General features: G+C 68.9%; 18 protein-coding genes and 3 pseudogenes. 10 read left to right on the top strand and 11 right to left on the bottom strand.

What is annotated here, in order from left to right; all coding sequences use genetic code 11:
- Positions 1 to 120: 120 nt before the first annotated feature.
- From BLR99_RS23895 to BLR99_RS22695, 3 genes and pseudogenes are all read left to right on the top strand, one after another.
- Positions 121 to 308, top strand: a pseudogene (locus BLR99_RS23895) (RHS repeat-associated core domain-containing protein); the annotation flags it as partial.
- Positions 300 to 668 (top strand): polymorphic toxin type 47 domain-containing protein, encoded by a 369-nt coding sequence (locus BLR99_RS23900; protein WP_434802316.1) that lies wholly within the window; start codon positions 300 to 302, stop codon positions 666 to 668. The pseudogene BLR99_RS23895 and the gene BLR99_RS23900, both read left to right, overlap by 9 nt.
- Positions 669 to 670: 2 nt before the next feature.
- Positions 671 to 1087 (top strand): hypothetical protein, encoded by a 417-nt coding sequence (locus BLR99_RS22695; protein WP_011796402.1) that lies wholly within the window; start codon positions 671 to 673, stop codon positions 1085 to 1087.
- A gap of 181 nt (positions 1088 to 1268) precedes the next feature.
- Here the strand turns inward: BLR99_RS22695 and BLR99_RS23525 are convergent.
- From BLR99_RS23525 to BLR99_RS16415, 7 genes and pseudogenes are all read right to left on the bottom strand, one after another.
- Positions 1269 to 1376, bottom strand: a pseudogene (locus BLR99_RS23525) (IS5/IS1182 family transposase); the annotation flags it as partial.
- Positions 1377 to 1627: 251 nt separating this feature from the next.
- Positions 1628 to 2314, bottom strand: a complete 687-nt coding sequence (locus BLR99_RS16390) for a class I SAM-dependent methyltransferase (protein WP_017438583.1) — start codon at positions 2312 to 2314, stop codon at positions 1628 to 1630.
- The gene (locus BLR99_RS16395; RefSeq protein WP_011796400.1) at positions 2311 to 3234 is read right to left on the bottom strand and encodes an NAD(P)/FAD-dependent oxidoreductase; all 924 of its coding nucleotides are present in this window, start codon (positions 3232 to 3234) and stop codon (positions 2311 to 2313) included. Before BLR99_RS16395 ends, BLR99_RS16390 begins: the two co-directional genes overlap by 4 nt.
- A 2-nt stretch (positions 3235 to 3236) precedes the next feature.
- On the bottom strand, positions 3237 to 3692 hold the full coding sequence (locus BLR99_RS16400) for an Rrf2 family transcriptional regulator (RefSeq protein WP_074687374.1): 456 nt from the start codon (positions 3690 to 3692) through the stop codon (positions 3237 to 3239).
- Positions 3693 to 3766: 74 nt separating this feature from the next.
- Positions 3767 to 4783 carry a S1 family peptidase gene (locus BLR99_RS16405; protein WP_011796398.1) on the bottom strand — a complete coding sequence of 339 codons (1017 nt, stop codon included), beginning with the start codon at positions 4781 to 4783 and terminating at the stop codon, positions 3767 to 3769.
- Positions 4784 to 4884: 101 nt separating this feature from the next.
- Positions 4885 to 5097, bottom strand: coding sequence for a transcription antiterminator/RNA stability regulator CspE (cspE, locus tag BLR99_RS16410; RefSeq protein WP_011796397.1), 213 nt, complete (start codon positions 5095 to 5097; stop codon positions 4885 to 4887).
- Between the two features lie 237 nt (positions 5098 to 5334).
- Positions 5335 to 5943: an NUDIX domain-containing protein gene (locus BLR99_RS16415; RefSeq protein WP_011796396.1), complete on the bottom strand. Its 609-nt coding sequence runs from the start codon at positions 5941 to 5943 to the stop codon at positions 5335 to 5337.
- A 313-nt stretch (positions 5944 to 6256) separates the two neighbouring features.
- On the opposite strand from BLR99_RS16415, the gene BLR99_RS16420 reads away from it, so the two are divergent.
- Positions 6257 to 7111 carry an IclR family transcriptional regulator gene (locus BLR99_RS16420; RefSeq protein WP_011796395.1) on the top strand — a complete coding sequence of 285 codons (855 nt, stop codon included), beginning with the start codon at positions 6257 to 6259 and terminating at the stop codon, positions 7109 to 7111.
- A 418-nt stretch (positions 7112 to 7529) separates the two neighbouring features.
- On the opposite strand, the gene BLR99_RS23695 is transcribed toward BLR99_RS16420, so the two are convergent.
- The 4 genes and pseudogenes from BLR99_RS23695 to BLR99_RS16440 form a co-directional block, all read right to left on the bottom strand.
- Positions 7530 to 7847 carry a tripartite tricarboxylate transporter substrate-binding protein gene (locus BLR99_RS23695; protein ID WP_017440392.1) on the bottom strand — a complete coding sequence of 106 codons (318 nt, stop codon included), beginning with the start codon at positions 7845 to 7847 and terminating at the stop codon, positions 7530 to 7532.
- Positions 7848 to 7954: 107 nt separating this feature from the next.
- Positions 7955 to 8581: pseudogene (locus BLR99_RS23700) on the bottom strand (Bug family tripartite tricarboxylate transporter substrate binding protein); the annotation flags it as partial.
- Positions 8539 to 9510 carry a Bug family tripartite tricarboxylate transporter substrate binding protein gene (locus tag BLR99_RS16435; protein WP_011796393.1) on the bottom strand — a complete coding sequence of 324 codons (972 nt, stop codon included), beginning with the start codon at positions 9508 to 9510 and terminating at the stop codon, positions 8539 to 8541. The gene BLR99_RS16435 and the pseudogene BLR99_RS23700, both read right to left, overlap by 43 nt.
- Positions 9511 to 9559: 49 nt before the next feature.
- Positions 9560 to 10195 carry a glutathione binding-like protein gene (locus tag BLR99_RS16440; RefSeq protein WP_011796392.1) on the bottom strand — a complete coding sequence of 212 codons (636 nt, stop codon included), beginning with the start codon at positions 10193 to 10195 and terminating at the stop codon, positions 9560 to 9562.
- 216 nt (positions 10196 to 10411) lie between these two features.
- On the opposite strand from BLR99_RS16440, the gene BLR99_RS16445 reads away from it, so the two are divergent.
- From BLR99_RS16445 to BLR99_RS16470, 6 genes are all read left to right on the top strand, one after another.
- Positions 10412 to 10777: a Rossmann-fold NAD(P)-binding domain-containing protein gene (locus tag BLR99_RS16445; RefSeq protein WP_049762173.1), complete on the top strand. Its 366-nt coding sequence runs from the start codon at positions 10412 to 10414 to the stop codon at positions 10775 to 10777.
- Between the two features lie 107 nt (positions 10778 to 10884).
- Positions 10885 to 13098 carry a TonB-dependent receptor gene (locus BLR99_RS16450; RefSeq protein ID WP_011796391.1) on the top strand — a complete coding sequence of 738 codons (2214 nt, stop codon included), beginning with the start codon at positions 10885 to 10887 and terminating at the stop codon, positions 13096 to 13098.
- A gap of 14 nt (positions 13099 to 13112) precedes the next feature.
- Positions 13113 to 13886 (top strand): ABC transporter ATP-binding protein, encoded by a 774-nt coding sequence (locus tag BLR99_RS16455; protein ID WP_011796390.1) that lies wholly within the window; start codon positions 13113 to 13115, stop codon positions 13884 to 13886.
- The gene (locus BLR99_RS16460) at positions 13883 to 14869 is read left to right on the top strand and encodes an ABC transporter substrate-binding protein (RefSeq protein ID WP_011796389.1); all 987 of its coding nucleotides are present in this window, start codon (positions 13883 to 13885) and stop codon (positions 14867 to 14869) included. The genes BLR99_RS16455 and BLR99_RS16460 overlap by 4 nt, the downstream gene beginning before the upstream one ends.
- Before the next feature lie 41 nt (positions 14870 to 14910).
- A complete protein-coding gene (locus BLR99_RS16465; protein ID WP_074687378.1) occupies positions 14911 to 15897 on the top strand; it encodes a FecCD family ABC transporter permease in 987 nt (328 codons plus the stop codon).
- Positions 15898 to 16151: 254 nt separating this feature from the next.
- A complete protein-coding gene (locus BLR99_RS16470; protein WP_011796387.1) occupies positions 16152 to 16874 on the top strand; it encodes a DUF2325 domain-containing protein in 723 nt (240 codons plus the stop codon).
- Positions 16875 to 16894: the final 20 nt, after the last annotated feature.

Below are 16894 nucleotides of genomic sequence, written 5' to 3' on the forward strand. Positions count from 1 at the left end.
GAGCGCGACGGCATCTCCAATGCCGCGGCGACCGCATCGAATACGCAGCCTCGGGCTGCTTGATCGACGCGACAACTACCTTGACATGCTCCGGCACGAAACGAGCCAGCGACCGTGCCTATGCCGCAGAACCTGCGCTTGCAGGGGCAGTCCTGGACCGGAAGACCGGGCTGCACTACAACACCTTTCGGTACTATGACGCGGATCTGGGAGCGTTCACTACGCCGGATCCTATCGGGTTGGCGGGAGGAGTAAATCTCCATGAGTACGCGCCAAATCCGTTGTCTTGGATTGACCCGTTGGGATGGTGTAAAGGGCTGAGCGGCGGCAACTGGAAGTTCAATCCAGTCAAAGACGTCGACATGAGAGGTGGAGCGTCGTATCGCAGCGCTCTTGATGAAGCATTCCGAAGAACCGGTGTTCCAAAAGAACAGTTTACGGTAACGAAATGGGGTAAAACAATCGACGGCAAAAGCATTCCGGTTGAATACGCCGGACCAGGAGGCGCCAATGTTAATATGGATATCCCGTCTCTTGATAACGTTAAGTCAAATGGTGGTTTGGGAGAGGGGCCTCATCAACCCCATATTGGTTACCAAACTCCTGGGAAAGGGTCGAGTAGAACTCGAGGGCATATTTTTGTGGATAACGTTCCTGCAACGAGGTAAAGATGCAAAAAACTAAGATTTCAGAATTGCTGGACGCTTGCTCTGTTTTGAATTTGCCAGCAAAAGAAATAAGTGCGGAAAATTTTGAGGATAAGAAGAATGAAATATTCAAAAAATTCCGCCCGGAACAAACGGTAAACCATTATTCTATAGGCGGCGATTCGATAGTGCTACCTACGGAGGATTATGAGTTTACATTGTTTGAGAATTTCCCGGACATTGGTTTTTTGTTGTTTTTTGGCAATGATTCCAAAGAGGGGTGCCTTTCAATCGAGGGGCTTTCCAAGTTGTCGAAAATAATGGAGAATTGCTATGGAATGGAATATTTTGTTTCCGAACAGGATGCAAGTTTTTTGATATCTGTTAACTGGTATGTTATCAATTTGCAGGGGGCGGCCAAGGAATGGATGCCCAGGTAGTTTAAAAAGATCTGCAAAACCTCGCCCCTGCGCCCCGTGGCCGGATGAATCAGGTGCCGCAATGTGCGAGACCAGGCTGGTTCCCGCGCAATGCCCATCCGGCACGCAGATTTGGCCCGTGCAGCGGCCCTTGGGCGTATTCCAGGCGCATGTCTGCAGCACCACAACTGCCGCGTGCCATTCACACATTGTCCAGCGCAAATATCACCTGCAGCCGCGCAGTGTTCTTGGCCAAACCCCGGTAGCGCACCGTGGCGTAACCGAACTGCTGCTTGATCATCACCCGCGGCCAGGGCTGGGTGCGCCACAACCGAGTCAAGTTGCTGCAGGACATGTGCTACGGCTGCGAATGCGACGGCTACCGGCGCCTACCTGCCGCTTGCGACTGTGGCGGTCCGCTGGCGCCGGAGCATCCTGTCGCTGTGCTGGCATTGGCCGGCGAGGGGCCAAAAGCTGACCGGCTGCGGGCAGAGTACGTTCCATCGCGGTCACCCATGGGGACGCGAGCGATGCACACCCTTCCGCGGCCGGGCCGTTGCTTCAGGCCGCAACACTCCCGGCACGCGCCACCCACCCCTTGAAGGTGAAAGCGCAATAGAACAGCTCGATGTCCGTGAATCCCGCTTCGCGGAGCTGGTCGGCGTCCTGCTGCGGGGATAACACCGGCAGCCTTTGCCTGATCGCCGCGATGCTCCCTTCCGCCTGCGCCGTGGGCACGCCGGATGCCGCAGCGAATGCCGCATTGCGTGCGAGCCAGCGGTGCCCTGCAGGAATTTCGCTGTCAAAGCTGTGGTGCGCGACGACCAGGGGCGCTCCGGGCCTGAGCCGCGCGCGCAGCTGCTGCAGGGTCCGCAGGCGCTCGTTCGCCGGCAGGAAATGGAGCGTCAGCAGGCAGGTCGCGCCGTCGAAAGGGCCTGCCGGCGCACCGTCGATATAGCCTTCATGCAGGTGCACGCGCGGCGCGAGCGGGCCGAGCGTCGTGCGGGCGAGGCCGAGCATCTCGGCGGAGGGATCGACCCCGTCGAAGCGCCACGCCGGCTGCATCTCGGCGAAGGCCTTCAGTTCCAGCCCGCCACCGGCGCCGAGCACCAGGATGCGGGCGTCGGCAAGGGCTTGTTCTGCCAGCAGAACGCCGGCCATCCGGTGCAGGTCGTGCAGGCCGGGCACGATCCGCACGGTCCTCGCGGCGTAGCCCGATACGGCCGCAGGATCGGAGAACGGGGTCATCGCATGCGGTCTTCCACTGGCTGCGGTGCGAGGGTTTCGGGCCACACCAGCGAACGATGGACCTGTGCGCCCGCCATGGCGCCGTGGCCCACGGCCAGGGACAGCGAGTGGGGGATTCTCGCCACGTCGCCGCAGGCGAACACCCCGGCCACCGAGGTCTTGTTCTCGGCATCGGTGCGGACCTGGGTGCCCATCGGGGTGTCTTCCAGCACGCAGCCCATGGCTTCGGCGAGCGGACTGGAGGGGGACGTGCGCGTTGCCGTGAACAGGCCCGCGAAGCGCAGTTGCCGTCCGTCGGCCATTACCACGTCGGCATGCCCTTCGATCCTGTCGATGGGGGCTTCCTCGATGGCCACCCCCCGTTGCGCGAGGGTGGAGCGGGACGTGTCGGTCAGGTCCAGCGCGCGGTTGACGAGCAGGGTCACATCGCCCCAGTCGGTGAGCAATTCGGCCTGGTGGACGGACAGCGGACTGGCGCCGACGATGCCGATGCGGCCCTGGCCGAGTTCGTAGCCGTGGCAGTACGGGCAATGGAAGACGGCCGTGCCCCAGCGTTCGGCAAGGCCTGCGACGGCGGGAAGCCGGTCGGCCACGCCCGTGGCCAGCAGGATGCGGCGGGCACGGTGCGAACCGCCGTCGGACGTGGTGACCGTGAACGCATCCGCGGACCCCGTGACGGCCGTGGCACGCCCTTCCAGCCAGCTCAGAGACGGATAGGCGGCGAGCTGCCGGCGCGCATTCGCCGCGATGTCCTCCGGAGGCACGCCGTCCTGGCCCAGGAAGCCGTGCGAATGGCTGGCGAAGCGGTTGCGGCGCTGGCCCGCGTCGATCACCAGCACGGATCGGCGGGCCCGCACCAGCTGCAGGGCGGCAGCAATGCCCGCGTAGCTTCCGCCGACGATGATGGTGTCATATCGCATGGTCAACTCCTGGTGCGCCGTGCTGCCGCATGCCGGCGCGCGAAGTCGGCGGCCAGGTCGGCGGCCAGGTCGGCGAGGGTGATTTCCGAAAACCGCTTCAGCAGCAGCGCCTCGGCTTCCGCGAACGTGCCTGCCAGCGCCGCATTCACCGCTTGCTCCACCAGGCATTCCGGCGATTCGTTGCGGTTGCCGATGGCGAACATGGCGGGCTCGCCCAGCGCTTCGTGCAGCTGGCGCAGGGTGACGGTGCCCAGGTCCGCATGGATGCGCCAGCCGCCCGCGTGGCCTTTGTCCGACGTGACGATGCCCGCTTCCCGCAGGTACCCCATGGTGCGCCGGACGACGACGGGGTGGGTGCCCAGGCATTGGGCGAGGGCGTCGGAGGTCATGCGGCCCTCGTGCCCGGCCATGTGCAGCAGCGCATGCAGGACGGAGGACAGGCGGCTGTCGCGTTTCATGTAACTAATGATGTTGCATTGCGGGCGACGTGTCAAGGCGGGGCGCCGATCCGGCGCTCCTTCCGGCCTTTCTTCTAAGCCGGCCGGGTCAGAAGCATCAGGATATCCGCGTACCAGGCGCAATTGAGTCCGAGCGACTCGTCCCTGGCCAGGTCGCGGGTGAGCATGTCCATGCGCGTGGAATGCACTCCGAGCAACTGCCAGTTCGCCAGGGAGGCTCCGTCTGCCCGTCCTCCGCCCCTGCGCCGCAGGACAGGCGCGCCGCTGCTGCCACTGTGCGTCCTGGCGTCGGTCAGAAAGCAGCCCTGTTGCTGGAAGCGCACGCCATAGGCCGAGGCGATCGATGCGCCGCGGGCCACGGCGAGGTGGTGAACGGTGTCGTGGAACCCCAGAGGAAATCCGACGATCGCCAGGTTGTCTCCCATGGCCACTTGCTCGCCTGCGGCGTCGAGGTGCGTTGGCTCGAATGCATGCAGCACCACGTTGTCCGGCAGGCGGCCGGTGTGGATTTCTATGGCGGCAATGTCCACCGGCCCGCCCGTGTCGGTAGCCTGTCGCCACAACGCAATACCGTGACCGTAGAGCGGTATCGAGAAGGTGGCATAGGAGGTCAGATTGCTGGCGTCGGTATGGAATCCGATTTCGATGCGGTCCGGGAAGTGGCCGCTGGCCTCGTCGGAAAAGACATGCCGGTTCGTCACCAGGAACAGCAGGCCGTCGCGGCGGAAGAAGAAGCCGCTGGCGCCCGTCAGCAACCGGGTTCCGGCGTATGTGCGGACGTAGGTCGTGGCCAGAAGAATGGCTTCGACGGCCTGGCGCGGCGGAATGCTGGCCGCGGTCGTCGCGGCCGACGCAAGCATGGCATGCGTTCTGGCAATGTCCCGTTCGAAGGCGGCCAGCACGTGGTCCGAAACAGGGGTGTTCAGAATGACGGTCCGTGCAGCTTCGGCACGCGCTTCGAACGACCGCGCCAACATGCCGAGGGCGGTGGATGGCAATGCATCCACGACCGACGGAAGCAACGCGTCCAATGCGATCAGGCTCCCCTTGAGTTCGCAGATGCGCTCGGTGGCCTCCTGCAGATTTTTCATGGCAACGACGCCTTCCGGAAAAGAAAAAGCGCGGACGAGCCGCGCTTTTGAGTGGGATGGCCTGAGAGCAGGTTGGCTGGGCCTGGACGGCCCTTGGCCCCTCAGCTCACGACACGGATGTTGGAGGCCTGCGGACCCTTGGCACCCTGGGTGACTTCGAACTGCACGTGCTGGTTCTCGGCCAGCGTCTTGAAGCCGCCGCCCTGGATTTCACGGAAGTGGGCAAAGAGATCCTTGCCGCCGTCGTCGGGGGCGATGAAGCCGAAGCCCTTGCCTTCGTTGAACCATTTCACGATGCCGGTTTGTGTGGTCATGTCGATTTCCTTTCAAGGTTGCCGGAAGCCAAAAACGCATCCGGCGAAGAGACGCCAAGAAAATCACCAAGGGAGGTTCGACACAGCCGCCGGAAAAACCGGGAGAAGCGGAAAAAAACCGATGCAATGAAGGCCTTGCACATATCAACGAGGCCCATGGTACGCGCATTGTCGTCCGTGTGCCGGTTTCCCCGATTTATATTTTGCCGGGCCGCCCAGGCGGTTCCCCCATCGCGCTCAGCCGTGATCGCCAGTGCCTCCCGTGCGCGCAAAGAGATGCAGCGCGGCGTACTGCAGCAGCATGATGGTCTTGCCGTCGCGTATCGTGCCCGCATCGATCATCGCCAGCGCTTCGGCGATGCCGACTTCCAGCACGGCGATGTCCTCGCCTTCGGCCGCGATGCCACCGCCTGATGACTGCCGGTCCCCGGGCTGGTACTCGCCCACGAAGAAGTACAGGCGCTCCGTCACCGATCCGGGGCTCATGAAGGCATCGAATACCTGCCGCACCTCGCGTACGCGGAAACCCGTTTCCTCTTCCACTTCGGCGCGGATGCGGTCCTCGGGGGCGGCGTCGTCGAGCAGGCCGGCCGGCGTTTCGATCAGCAGGTCGTCGTGCCCGTTCACGAACGCGGGATAGCGGAACTGCCGGGTGAGGATGACGGTGCGGCGCCGCGGGTCGTAGAGAAGGATCGTCGCCCCGTTGCCCCGGTCGTAGGTTTCGCGCGCCTGGCGCTGCCAGCTGCCGTCGCTGCGCTGGAAGGAAAACGTGGTCTTCTTCAGGACGTACCAGTCGTCCGAAAGGGTCGTGACGTCTTCGATGCGGATACGGTGGGCAATGCTCAATGGGGTCTCCTGGCGCGCCTGTCGAGGCCGATCCCGGCAGTCTATCCATTGGCCGGCGGACGCCTGCCGGGAACGTGACGGGCTGTACGCCACTCCTGCCCGGGCGGCACGCCGCCAGGGTCGTTGTCGTCATGCCCGCAGTCTGTGTCGCGGTGCGCGGTCCGATAAGGATGATGGTGTACCTATATCGGCCATGTCTATTGGCCATTGCGCCGGACCCGGGGCCGTCCTGCGCGGGGGGCGGTGGCCGGAGCCGCCCGCCGGTTCGCTACCATCGGGCATGGTCATCGCATTCGAGGGAGGCACAGGTTTCATGGAGCAGACAAGCGGACGCAAGGCACAGCGGGCGGGAGCCCGTGCAACGAAACGGGAGGCCGGCATCGCGGCGGAGGCGGCGTCTGCCGCGGCCGACGCGGGGCGCTCCCCGGAATCGAGCCTGTCGCGCCTGCTCGCCACGCTGGGGCTGTTCTCCACGGCCAGGCCCTCCTTGATGGCCGACGAGATTGCCGCCGAGCTGGGCGTGCCCCAGAGCACGGCCTACCGGTACATCCAGGAACTCACGAAGGTGGGTCTGCTGGTGCGGCTGGACCGCAGCATCACGCTGGGCCCCCGCATCATCGAACTGGACCGCTGCATCCGGGAATCCGATCCGGTGATCCGCGCCGCGGTGCCGCCGATGCGCGAACTGGCGGAGCAGACGGGGCTGGACGTTTTCCTGTCCAAGCTCTACGGCCATTCCATCATCACGGTGCACACGGAATCCCATGATCCCCAGCCGCGGCTGCGCTATGGGCGGGGCCGCCCGGTCCCCGTGCTGCAGGGCGCCAGCTCCAAGGCCCTGGTGGCGTTCCTGCCGGCCGCGCGGCTGCGGCGGCTGCACCAGGAACTGGCCGGCGAATCCGGCGACGTGCCCTCCTGGGAGGTTTTCTACGAGATGGCGCAGCGCATCCGCCGCGACGGCTACTGCCGCACGTCGGGCGAGCTGAACGAGGGCCGGACAGGGGTGTCGGCGCCGATCTTCGGGCGCGGGCGGCTGGTGGTGGCGAGCGTCACGGCGCTGGGCAGCGACGCGCGGATGGCGCTGTTCAAGGAAGAAGCCATCGCCGAACTGGTGCAGCGCACGGCCCACATGGTCAGCGTGCGCCTGTCGGCCGACGGACACCTGTAGGGGCGGGCCCTTCCGTCACAGGGCGATGTTCGCGCGCCGGACGATCGGGGCGGCGCGCGACAGCGAATGCCGCCAGATCTCCACCGCCTGCTCCGGCGTGCTCGTCACCGGCTCCAGTCCCAGTGCCACCATGCGGGACTGCACCTCCTCCTGGGCGACGATGTCGCGCAGGGCTTTCGCGAGCGCCGCGATGGCCGGCGCGGGCGTGCCCGCGGGGGCGATCGCGATCAGCCGGGCGATGGTGTCCGTGCCGCCGCCCGCGGCGAAGGGCACGACGAGGCTGACCGGCCTGTTGGGCCATGGCGCCGCCCGCGCGGGGATTGCGTGCGCGGCGGCCAGGGCGGCCAGGGTGCCGAGGGTTCTGCGGCGGGACAGGCGAGAGGTCGGGGTGGCATGGGTGTTCCGGCGGAAGAGGGAATCATTCGGGACGGATCTGCCGTTCCCTGACGACGCGGGCATAGGTGGCGCGGCCTTCGGCGATCCGCGCGGCCATTTCGCCGGGCGTGCTGTAGGCCGGGGTGAAGCCCAGCGGACCGAACGCCCGGGCCACGGTGGCCGAGGCCAGGGCGGCGCGCATGGCCGCGTTGAGGCGGGCCACGATGTCCGGTGGTGTTCCGGCCGGTGCCAGCAGGCCGAAGAAGCCCTGGATCGTGAGTTCGGGCAGGCCGGCCTCGGCGGCGGTGGGGGTGTCGGGCAGCGCCGGATCGCGCTGGTGGCCGGTGGTGAAGAGCGGCACGAGCTGTCCGGCGCGCAGGGCGCCCAGCAGGGGCCGGTCGCCTCGTCCATGAGCTGGGCGTCGCCACGGATCACCGCGTCCTTGGCCATGACGGCGCCCTTGTAGGGAACGTGCGTCAGCTGGACGCCGCTCACGGCCATGAAGATTTCGCCCAGCAGGTGGTTGCTGGAGCCCATGCCCGCCGAGGCGAAATTCAGCTGCCTGGGGCGGCTGCGGGCCAGCGCGATGAATTCCTGCAAGGACCGGACACCGAGCGCCGGACCCGTGGCGAAGACGAAGGGCTGGGTGGCGCCCAGGCTGACCGGCACGAGCGTGGCCACATGCTCCTGGTGGGGGTAGAGCGCCGGCGCGGCCGTGAGGCTGCTGCCGCTGCCCCACAGCAGGGTGTAGCCGTCCGGCCGGGCCTGGGCCGCGGCCTTGGTGCCGATGCGCCCGCCTGCGCCGGATCGGTTCTCGACGATCACCGGTTGCCCGAGCTGCGCGCCCAGCTCCTGGGCCACGGCCCGGGCCGATACGTCCGTGGACCCTCCGGGCTCGAAGGACACGATGAGGGTGACGGGGCGCGCCGGGTAGCCCTGCGCCGTGGCGGGCGACGGGCCGCCCAGGGCCGCGGCCGCGGCGAGCAGCAGGCCGGCAGAGCGCGCGGCGGGAAACAGTCGGCGGATCATGGTGGGGTCCCTCGGGTGGTGGATCAGTCCAGCGACAGGTCGGCCTGGCGGGCCACGCGCCGCCATTTCTCCAGTTCCGCCTGCAGCTTGCGGGTGAATTGCGCGCCGTCGGCGGCGGTCGCGGCCACGCCGCGCGCGTCCAGCCGGGCCTGCATGTCGGGCGCGCGGATCACCTTGTCCAGTGCCGGTGCCAGTGTCCTGACGACGTCGGCAGGGGTGCCCGCGGGGGCGAACACGCCCATCCACCCCTCGGCGGCCACCGCGCCATAACCCAGCTCCTGGAGCGTGGGCAGGTCGGGCAGGGACGCCAGCCGCCGGGGCGAAGGCGTGGCCAGCGCGCGGAGCTTGCCGGCCTTCAGCTGGGGCAGCACCACTGCGGCGGTATCGAAGGTGAAATCCACATCGCCCGCCAGCAGCGAACCCATGGCCTGCTGGCTGCCCTGGAACGGAACGTGGGTGGCCTGGGCGCCGGCCGCATGGAGGAACAGCTCCGCGACCAGGTGGTTGGTGGAGCCCATGCCGAAGGAGGCGTAATTGAGTTTGCCGGGCCGCGCCTTCGCCGCAGCCACGAGATCGGGCAGAGTCCGGATCGCCGACGCCGCCGGCACGGCGAGCACGAATCCCACGCTGCCCACCTCGGCGATCGGCTCGAAATCCCGCAGCAGGTCGTAGGGCGCGGTCTTGCGGGTGACGGGGTTGATCAGCAGTTCGGCGCCGGTGCCGAAGAGCAGGGTGTAGCCGTCAGGCCTGGCGCGGGCCACCGACTGCGCTCCGATCACGCCGCCGGCGCCCGCCCGGTTCTCGACGACCACGGCCTGGCCCAGTTCCACCGCCAGTTTCTCCGCGATGAGCCGCGCCGCTCCGTCGGTGCCCCCGCCCGGCGGGAAGGCCACCACCATCCGGATCGTGGTGTCTGGGTAGCCGCCGGCCAGGGCGGGAGCCGGGGCCGCGGCGGCCAGGCAGGCGAGAAGCAGCAGGTGGCGGAGCGTGCGCATGGTGTCGGTCCTGTCGATCAAGGGAGCCGGATGGACGCGGGGCGGTGGGTCAGCGTGCGGCCGCCGCCCGTTCCCGCTCGCCCTGGGCCGCGGCTGCGGCCTCGGCCGCCAGGACGGCGGGCCGGCCCCCGCAGCGGGCCAGGTAGGCCTCGAGGTGGGGCCAGCCGCCGGTGTCGATGGCATGGGCCCGCGTCCACATCGCGATCGTGTAGCAATGCGCGTCGGCCAGCGTGAAGGTACTGCCGGTGAGGTAGTCACGGCCGTCGAGCTGGCTGTCCAGCCACCCCAGCCTGGCCTGCAGGTAGCCGCGCGCGATGGCCTTGTACTCCGGCGGCGTGACGGTCTTGAACAGCGGCATGAAGCCGCCCTTGTGCAGGTCCGCGGCGACGAAGCTCATCCACTCCAGCACCCGGTAGCGCGCCAGCCCGGCTGCGGGCAGCAGCGTATTGCCGGGGCATTGGTCCGCCAGGTACTGCGTGATGACGCAGCCCTCGCTCAAGTGCTGGCCGTCGGGCAGCTGCAGCGTGGGCACCGTGCCCTTGGAATTGATGCGCAGGTAGTCGGTGCCATCCTGCAGCCGCTTGGTCTTCATGTTCACCCATTCCAGATCGAGCGGCAGGCGGAGCTCGCGCGCGACGATGTCCACTGCGAGCGAACATCCTCGCACTTCGTGATAAAGCTTCATGGCGGACGGCCTCTTTGATGGGTGGAAAATTGTCGAATTACTGCTATGCGATAAATATGCCAATCAATGGGGCTGAGGAATACTGGTGTAAACACCGAAGAAGCCGCTGGTCTGCGCGATGGAGGTGCGTGCAGGCGCGCTGAGCGTGCCGCTGGCTGTACGCCAGCGCGGCTGCTCGCATCGTGATGGTGATATTTCTGTATTGCGGGAAAAGGGGTGAAAGCGCCGGCCGACCCCGTGGCGCGGATCAACGCCATGGGGCTGCGCCACCTCACGCAGGCGCTGCTGCCCCGCATGCCCGAGGACGGCGGCGTGGTGAACGTGGCCTCGATCCCGGGCGCCGAGCGGCCGCGGCGGCTGGAGCCGCACCGCGCGCTCGCGGCCACGCAGGACTTCGCGGCGGGCAGGCCTGGCTGGCGAAGCACCCCGGGCCCCCAGGAGACCTGTTACCGGTACTTCAAAGAGGCGCCCTCCAGCGACGAAGTGGCGGCCGCTATCGGCTCCCTGTGCAGCGACGCGGCGCGCTGGTTGAGCGGAGTGAACCTGCCCGTGGACGGCGGACTGGCATCGACCTGCGTCTGACGCACGCTCTGCATGGGTGCCATGATTTTTGTTAATGCAACACGATTGCGTTAACATCGGCAACAGCGGCACCGTCGAGCGTGCCCGCGTGTCGCCGACAATATTCCATGCCTTTCTCTTCCGTCTCCGGGCCCCGCGCGTGGGCTGTCCTGCTGGGTGCCGTGCCCGTGGCTGCCATGGCGCAGTCGCCCGCTTCCGATTCGTCGCCCACCCAACTGCCGCCGGTGGAGGTGCGCGAGCGCGCCGAAACGCCGCGCCTCGCGCAGCCTGCCGCCGCGGCCTCGCGCCTGGGGCTGACCGTGCGCGAGACGCCGGCCTCCATCGACGTGGTGCCGCGCGAGATGCTGGCCGAGCGCGGGTCGCGCACGGTGTCGGAGGCCGCGCAGGCGGCCGTGGGCGTGCTGGCGGGGGATTTTCCTGCGGAGCCGGCTGCGTTCTCCATGCGCGGCTTCGCCAACAGCCAGATCAACACCCTCTACAACGGCATCAAGATAGGCCCGCCGAACATGACCTCGCGCGTCATGGGCACGGCGAATCTCGAACGCGTGGAGTTCCTCAAGGGACCCGCGTCGCTGATGTCGGGCGAGGGCGCGGCCGGCGGCGCGGTGAACTTCGTCACGCGCGCGCCGCACCGCGGCCCGGTGGAAACCGAGGTGACCGCCGCGGCCGGATCCTTCGGCGAGCGGCGCCTGTCCGTCGGCACCGGCGGCACCACGGCCCGGAAGGACGTGGACTTCCGCCTCGACGCGAGCGGTTCGGACAATGACGGCTTCGTGCGGGACACGGGCCAGCGCCTGTGGCACCTGTCGGGCGGCCTGGACTGGTACCTGCGGCCGGGGCTCAAGCTGTTCGTCGCCGCTGAAGTGCAGCGCGACCGCGGCCATCCGTACTGGGGCACGCCGCTGGTCTCCGCGGCGGCGCCGGGCATCCAGGCGCAGCCGGGCGTGGTGTCCGGCACCTATGTGTCGGGCTTCAACGGCAGCGTGCTCGCACCGGTGGCCATCGACCGCCGCACGCTGCGCACGAACTACAACGTGCTGGACAACCGCAACGAAGCGCGCGAGACCTGGCTGCGCACGGGCGTGGACTGGCGCATCGACGCCGCGTGGACGCTGCGCAGCCAGCTCTACCGCTACACCGCCACGCGCTCGTGGCTGAACAACGAGGTGCTCGCGTTCAACACCGGCACCGGCCTGGTGGACCGCGAGCGTTTCTTCGTGGCGCAGGACCAGACGACCACAGGCAACAAGACCGAACTGCAGTGGGACGGTCGTCTGGCAGGCCGGGAAAACCGCTTCGTCGCCGCGCTGGAACTGAGCGACACGGACCTGGACCGCCCCGGCGCCGCCAACTTCCCCGGCGACAGCGTGTCGCTGATTTCACCCGACCGCGGCTTCTACGGCCCGCTGGTGCAGCAGCGGCAGACCACGCGGTTGCGCAATGCGGCGGTCGCGCTGGAGGACCGGCTGCGCATCACGCCCGCCGTGGCCCTCATTGGAGGCCTGCGGCACGAATCCATCGAACTCGACCGCACCTCCACCGACGCGGCGGGCGCGGCGCGCCGCGGCTTTCCCTACGGCAAGACCTGGCACCCGACCACCGGCCGGCTGGGCCTGACGTGGGAGCCCGCGGCGGGCACCATGCTCTACGCCCAGGCCGCGACGGGTGCCGACGTGGCCGCCAACAACATCTTCCTGCTCGGCCCCGGCCAGCCGCTGGAGCTCACCCGGGCGCGCAATGCCGAGGTGGGCGTCAAGCAGGGCTTCTGGCAGGACCGCGGCGAATGGACGCTGGCCCTCTACGATGCCGAGCGCCGCAACGTCTATGCGGGGCAGGGTGGCCAGTCGCTGGCGCGCGCCGGCGCGCTGCGATCGCGTGGCGCGGAGCTGTCCCTGGCGCTGCGCCCCGCGGCCGCCTGGAGCGTCTGGACGCAACTGGCCTTCAACCGTGCGCGCTACGATGATTTCGTGCTGGCCAACGGTACATCCTTCTCCGGCCACACCCCGCCCAACACCCCGAAGGTGATGGCCAGCGTCGGCGCGGCCTACCGCTTCACCGCGGGCCTGCCGATGCAGATCTCCGCTTCGCTGCGGCACGTGGGCGAGCGCTTCCACAGCGACGCCAACACGGTCCGCCTGTCGGCCTACCGCGTGATCGATGCGGCCTGGAGCGTGGACGTGGCCCCGGGCACCCAGCTCACCCTGCGGGGCCGCAACCTGGCCAACAAGGTCTATGCCGCCTGGGCGGATCCGTTCTACCCGGACCAGATCCTGCTCGGCGCGCCGCGCAGTTTCGAGCTGGCCCTGCGCTGGACGCTCTGACGCGGGCTGTGGACATGGTCGTGGCATTGCAGGCCGAAGGCCTCGGATGGAAGTCGCCACGCGGCGACTGGCTGCTGCAGGACGTGGGGCTGGAAGCCGGGCGCGGCGAGTGCGTGGCGCTGGTCGGACCCAACGGCGCGGGCAAGAGCACGCTCATGAAGCTGCTCGCGGGCCGCATGGCGCCCTCTGCAGGGGCGGTGCGCTGGGGCGGCCGGGACATGGCCTGCTGGCCGGCGGGCGAACGGGCGCGCAGCGTGGCGGTGCTGGGCCAGGACGACGTGGCGCAGGGCAGGCTCCGGGCCCGGGACTACGTGGCGCTCGGCCGGCTGCCGCACGAGGGCCGCATGGCGGCCGCCGACCATGCCCGCGCCGTGGACGGTGCGATGCGCACCTGCGGCGTGCAGGCCCTGGCGGAGCGCCCGCTGGGCAGCCTGTCGGGCGGGGAGCGCCAGCGCATGCACCTGGCCCGCGCGCTGGCCCAGGCCCCGGAGCTCCTGCTGCTCGACGAACCCACCAACCACCTCGACCTGGCGGCGCGCGCGGACGTGCTGTCGCTGGTCCGCGGCCTCGGCATCACCGTGGTGGCCGTGCTGCATGAACTGGCGCTGGTGCCGGCGTTCGCCGACCGGACCTGGGTGCTGCAGGCCGGCCGCCTCGTCGCCGAGGGGCCGCCCGCCCGGGCGCTGGGCGCGGAATGCGTGGCGCGGGTGTTCGGCATGGAGCTGGTGCACACGCGGCACCCCCGGCATGGCGGCACGCTGTGGTCATTCGAACGCGAGGCCGCATGAGCTGGCGGCAAAGGATCGCCGGTCTGGCGCTCTCCATGGCGCTGGCGCAGGTGGCCGTGGCGGCGGATGCTCCCCCGCCGGATGCCGGCTCCGCGTTCCCCGTGACGGTGTCCAACTGCGGGGAGCCGCTGCGCATCGAAAGGCCTCCGCGCCGGCTGGTCGTGCACGACCTCAACATGACCGAAATGGCGCTCGCCCTGGGCCTGCGTCCGGCGCTGGTCGGCGTGACGGGCATCACCGGCTGGTACAAGCAGCCCGGCGAGGCGCTGCTGCGCACGCTGGACGGGGTGCCCGAACTGGCGCCCAGGTACCCCACGATGGAAACGCTGGTGGCGGCGCGGCCGGACCTGTTTTTCGCGGGCTGGTACTACGGCATGCAGCCCGGCGGCGACGTGACCCCCGCCACGCTCGCGCTGCGCGGCATCCAGGCGCTGGTGCTCACCGAAAGCTGCGCGCAGAACCGGGCCGACAAGCCGCGCGCGACCATGGACCTGCTCTATGGCGACGTGCTGCGCCTGGGGCAGGTGTTCGGCCGCACCGCGCAGGCGCAGCGCCTCGTGGACGGCTGGCGCGCGCGCGTGGCCGCGGCCAACCGTCCCGCGCTGGAGCGCCGGCCCGGTGTCTTCGTCTATGACTCCGGCGAAGACAAGCCCTTCACCGCCGGCCGGGCGGCCATGCCCACCGCGCTCATCGACGCCGCGGGCGGGCGCAACGTGCTGGACGACCTGCCCATGAGCTGGGGCACCGCCGCCTGGGAGGCCGTGGCGCAGCGCAATCCGCGGTTCGTGATCCTGCTGGACTACCAGAACGGGCAGGGGCCGGACCATCTGGAACGTGTGCTGCGGGAGCATCCCGCCATGCGCCTCACGGATGCCGTGCGGGAAGGGCGCTTCATCGTGTTGCGCTATGCCGAACTCACGCCCGGGCCTGCCAACATCGGGGCGATCGAGAAGATCGCGCGGGCGCTGCGGGGCGCGCGGTGAACGCGCCGGGAACCGCGCATCCAGCGCGCTGGCGGCGCTGGATGCCCGGCCTGCTGGGGCTGGCGCTCGCGGCGCTGGCCCTGCTGTCGCTCAAGTCTGGCGGGGTGGAGGTCGGCTGGCAGGACGTGTTTTCCGCCCTGGGCGCCAGCGAGGCTGAGGGCACGGGCGCCATGGCGCAGACCATCGTGCGGGATCTGCGCCTGCCGCGCGTGCTGCTGTCCATGGCCGTGGGCGCGGCGCTCGCCCTCGTGGGCAGCCTGCTGCAGACGACGACGCGCAACGACCTGGCCGACCCGTTCCTCTTCGGGCTGTCGTCCGGGGCATCCGCGGGCGCCGTCGCCGTCATCACCCTGGCCGGGAGCGCGCTGGGCATGTGGACGCTGCCGCTGGCCACCTTCGCGGGGGCCCTGGTCGCCGCCGGGGCCGTGCTGCTGATCGCGCAGGGCGGCCAGGGACAGGGGCCCGCGCGGATCGTGCTGGCCGGGGTGTCGGTATCGTTTCTCTTCGGGGCGCTGACCCACGCGCTGATTTTCGCGGGAGACCAGCGCGCAGCCCATTCCGTCGTGTTCTGGTCTCTGGGTGGGCTGGGCCTCGCCCGCTGGGACAACCTCTGGCTGGCCGGAGCGGGACTGCTGGCACCGGCGCTGTTCATCGCACGGCGCCACCGGGCGCTCGATGCGCTGCTGGCGGGCGATGACACCGCCCACAGCCTGGGCGTGGAACCGCAGCGGCTGCGCCGCCAGGCCTTCGTGGTGGCGGCCTTCGCCACCGCCTGCTGCGTGGCGCTCACGGGCCTCATCGGATTCGTCGGACTCATGGTGCCCCATCTGGCGCGCCGCATGGCCGGGCCGCTGCACCGCGCATCCTCCATGGCGGCCGCGGCCCTCGGCGCCGCGCTGCTGCTGGCCAGCGACCTTGCTGCGCGATCGCTGCTGGGCGCGCAGGAACTGCCCGTGGGCATCGTGACCTCGGGGCTGGGGGCGTGTTTCGTGATCGTGCTGCTGCGGCGCGGCAGCGGCACCATGTGAGCCTGGACAGGGCATCGCAAAAAAAGCCTGGCTACGCGGGCAAACCGTTGGCTGGCAAAAACGACCCTTGGGACCTGGTGCAGGTCCGGAGTCGCCCCACGATGAAACCTGTCTGGGTGGCTGCCACGCCGTAAGTGGCGAGTGGCGGCAGCGATTGACGGCAGTGTAGCATTAAATGAGAATGCTTATCAATACATTCTTTAGCCGGATGGTCATTGCATGATCTCCGGCCATGCCTTCTGGAGGAGCGTTGCATGGAAGGTTTTCCGGAACCGGTGCTGGATGAGCATCGAGCGCTGTTGGCGGAGTACGGGCGGGCGCAGCAGCGCTGCAGCCGGGACCTGGCGGAGCAGGCGCGGCGTATCGAGGCGCTGCAGGCCGAGGTGGTGAAGCTGCGGGCGCGCGCGCTCGTGGCGGAAACCGCGCTGGCGTATGCACGGGAAGATCGGCGCAGCCAGGAAGAGGCACTGCCCGGCCTGCGCCGTCGGCGGGCCCTGGCCCGGCAGGTGGAGGGGCTCACGCAGCGGCTGCAGAACCTGATGCGGGAAGTGCTGCATTGGCAGTGGCGCGCGGCCGCGCGGGCCGGCGCGGCGCATGCCGCCGGAGCGGGGAAGGGGGCGGCCGGCCGGCCGGAGCCTGCCATGCCGGCTCCGCACGCCGTGGTGTGCATCGCGCGCGGACCGGGCGGGGCGCTGGTGGCACAGCCTTTCGGCCCGGGGGAATCTCCCCCTTCGGGCGATGCCGGGCAGCCCGGCGCGGCTTCCAGCCTGCCCGGCGACGCGGCGGCCTTCGAGGCCAGCCTGCGGGCCGCGGATTTCGTGATCTGTCAGACCGGCTGCGTGGGCCACGACGACTATTGGCGCGTGCAGGACCACTGCCGCCGCACCGGAAAGCCCTGCGTGCTGGTGGACCAGCCGCAGGTGGTGCATGTCGTGCGGGGACTGTCGCGGCCGGCTCCGGCCGTGGCCGAAGGCTGAGACCGCCCGGGGCCGGCTGC

This window comes from Paracidovorax citrulli (assembly GCF_900100305.1).
GTDB classification, from domain to species: domain Bacteria; phylum Pseudomonadota; class Gammaproteobacteria; order Burkholderiales; family Burkholderiaceae_C; genus Paracidovorax; species Paracidovorax citrulli.

Coding starts and splice junctions, on each gene's coding strand:
- BLR99_RS22695 (WP_011796402.1), top strand. CDS start 671: ATGCAAAAAACTAAGATTTCAGAATTGCTGGACGCTTGCTCTGTTTTG.
- BLR99_RS16390 (WP_017438583.1), bottom strand. CDS start 2,314: ATGACCCCGTTCTCCGATCCTGCGGCCGTATCGGGCTACGCCGCGAGG.
- BLR99_RS16395 (WP_011796400.1), bottom strand. CDS start 3,234: ATGCGATATGACACCATCATCGTCGGCGGAAGCTACGCGGGCATTGCT.
- BLR99_RS16400 (WP_074687374.1), bottom strand. CDS start 3,692: ATGAAACGCGACAGCCGCCTGTCCTCCGTCCTGCATGCGCTGCTGCAC.
- BLR99_RS16405 (WP_011796398.1), bottom strand. CDS start 4,783: ATGAAAAATCTGCAGGAGGCCACCGAGCGCATCTGCGAACTCAAGGGG.
- cspE (WP_011796397.1), bottom strand. CDS start 5,097: ATGACCACACAAACCGGCATCGTGAAATGGTTCAACGAAGGCAAGGGC.
- BLR99_RS16420 (WP_011796395.1), top strand. CDS start 6,257: ATGGAGCAGACAAGCGGACGCAAGGCACAGCGGGCGGGAGCCCGTGCA.
- BLR99_RS16435 (WP_011796393.1), bottom strand. CDS start 9,510: ATGCGCACGCTCCGCCACCTGCTGCTTCTCGCCTGCCTGGCCGCCGCG.
- BLR99_RS16440 (WP_011796392.1), bottom strand. CDS start 10,195: ATGAAGCTTTATCACGAAGTGCGAGGATGTTCGCTCGCAGTGGACATC.
- BLR99_RS16450 (WP_011796391.1), top strand. CDS start 10,885: ATGCCTTTCTCTTCCGTCTCCGGGCCCCGCGCGTGGGCTGTCCTGCTG.
- BLR99_RS16455 (WP_011796390.1), top strand. CDS start 13,113: ATGGTCGTGGCATTGCAGGCCGAAGGCCTCGGATGGAAGTCGCCACGC.
- BLR99_RS16460 (WP_011796389.1), top strand. CDS start 13,883: ATGAGCTGGCGGCAAAGGATCGCCGGTCTGGCGCTCTCCATGGCGCTG.
- BLR99_RS16465 (WP_074687378.1), top strand. CDS start 14,911: ATGCCCGGCCTGCTGGGGCTGGCGCTCGCGGCGCTGGCCCTGCTGTCG.
- BLR99_RS16470 (WP_011796387.1), top strand. CDS start 16,152: ATGGAAGGTTTTCCGGAACCGGTGCTGGATGAGCATCGAGCGCTGTTG.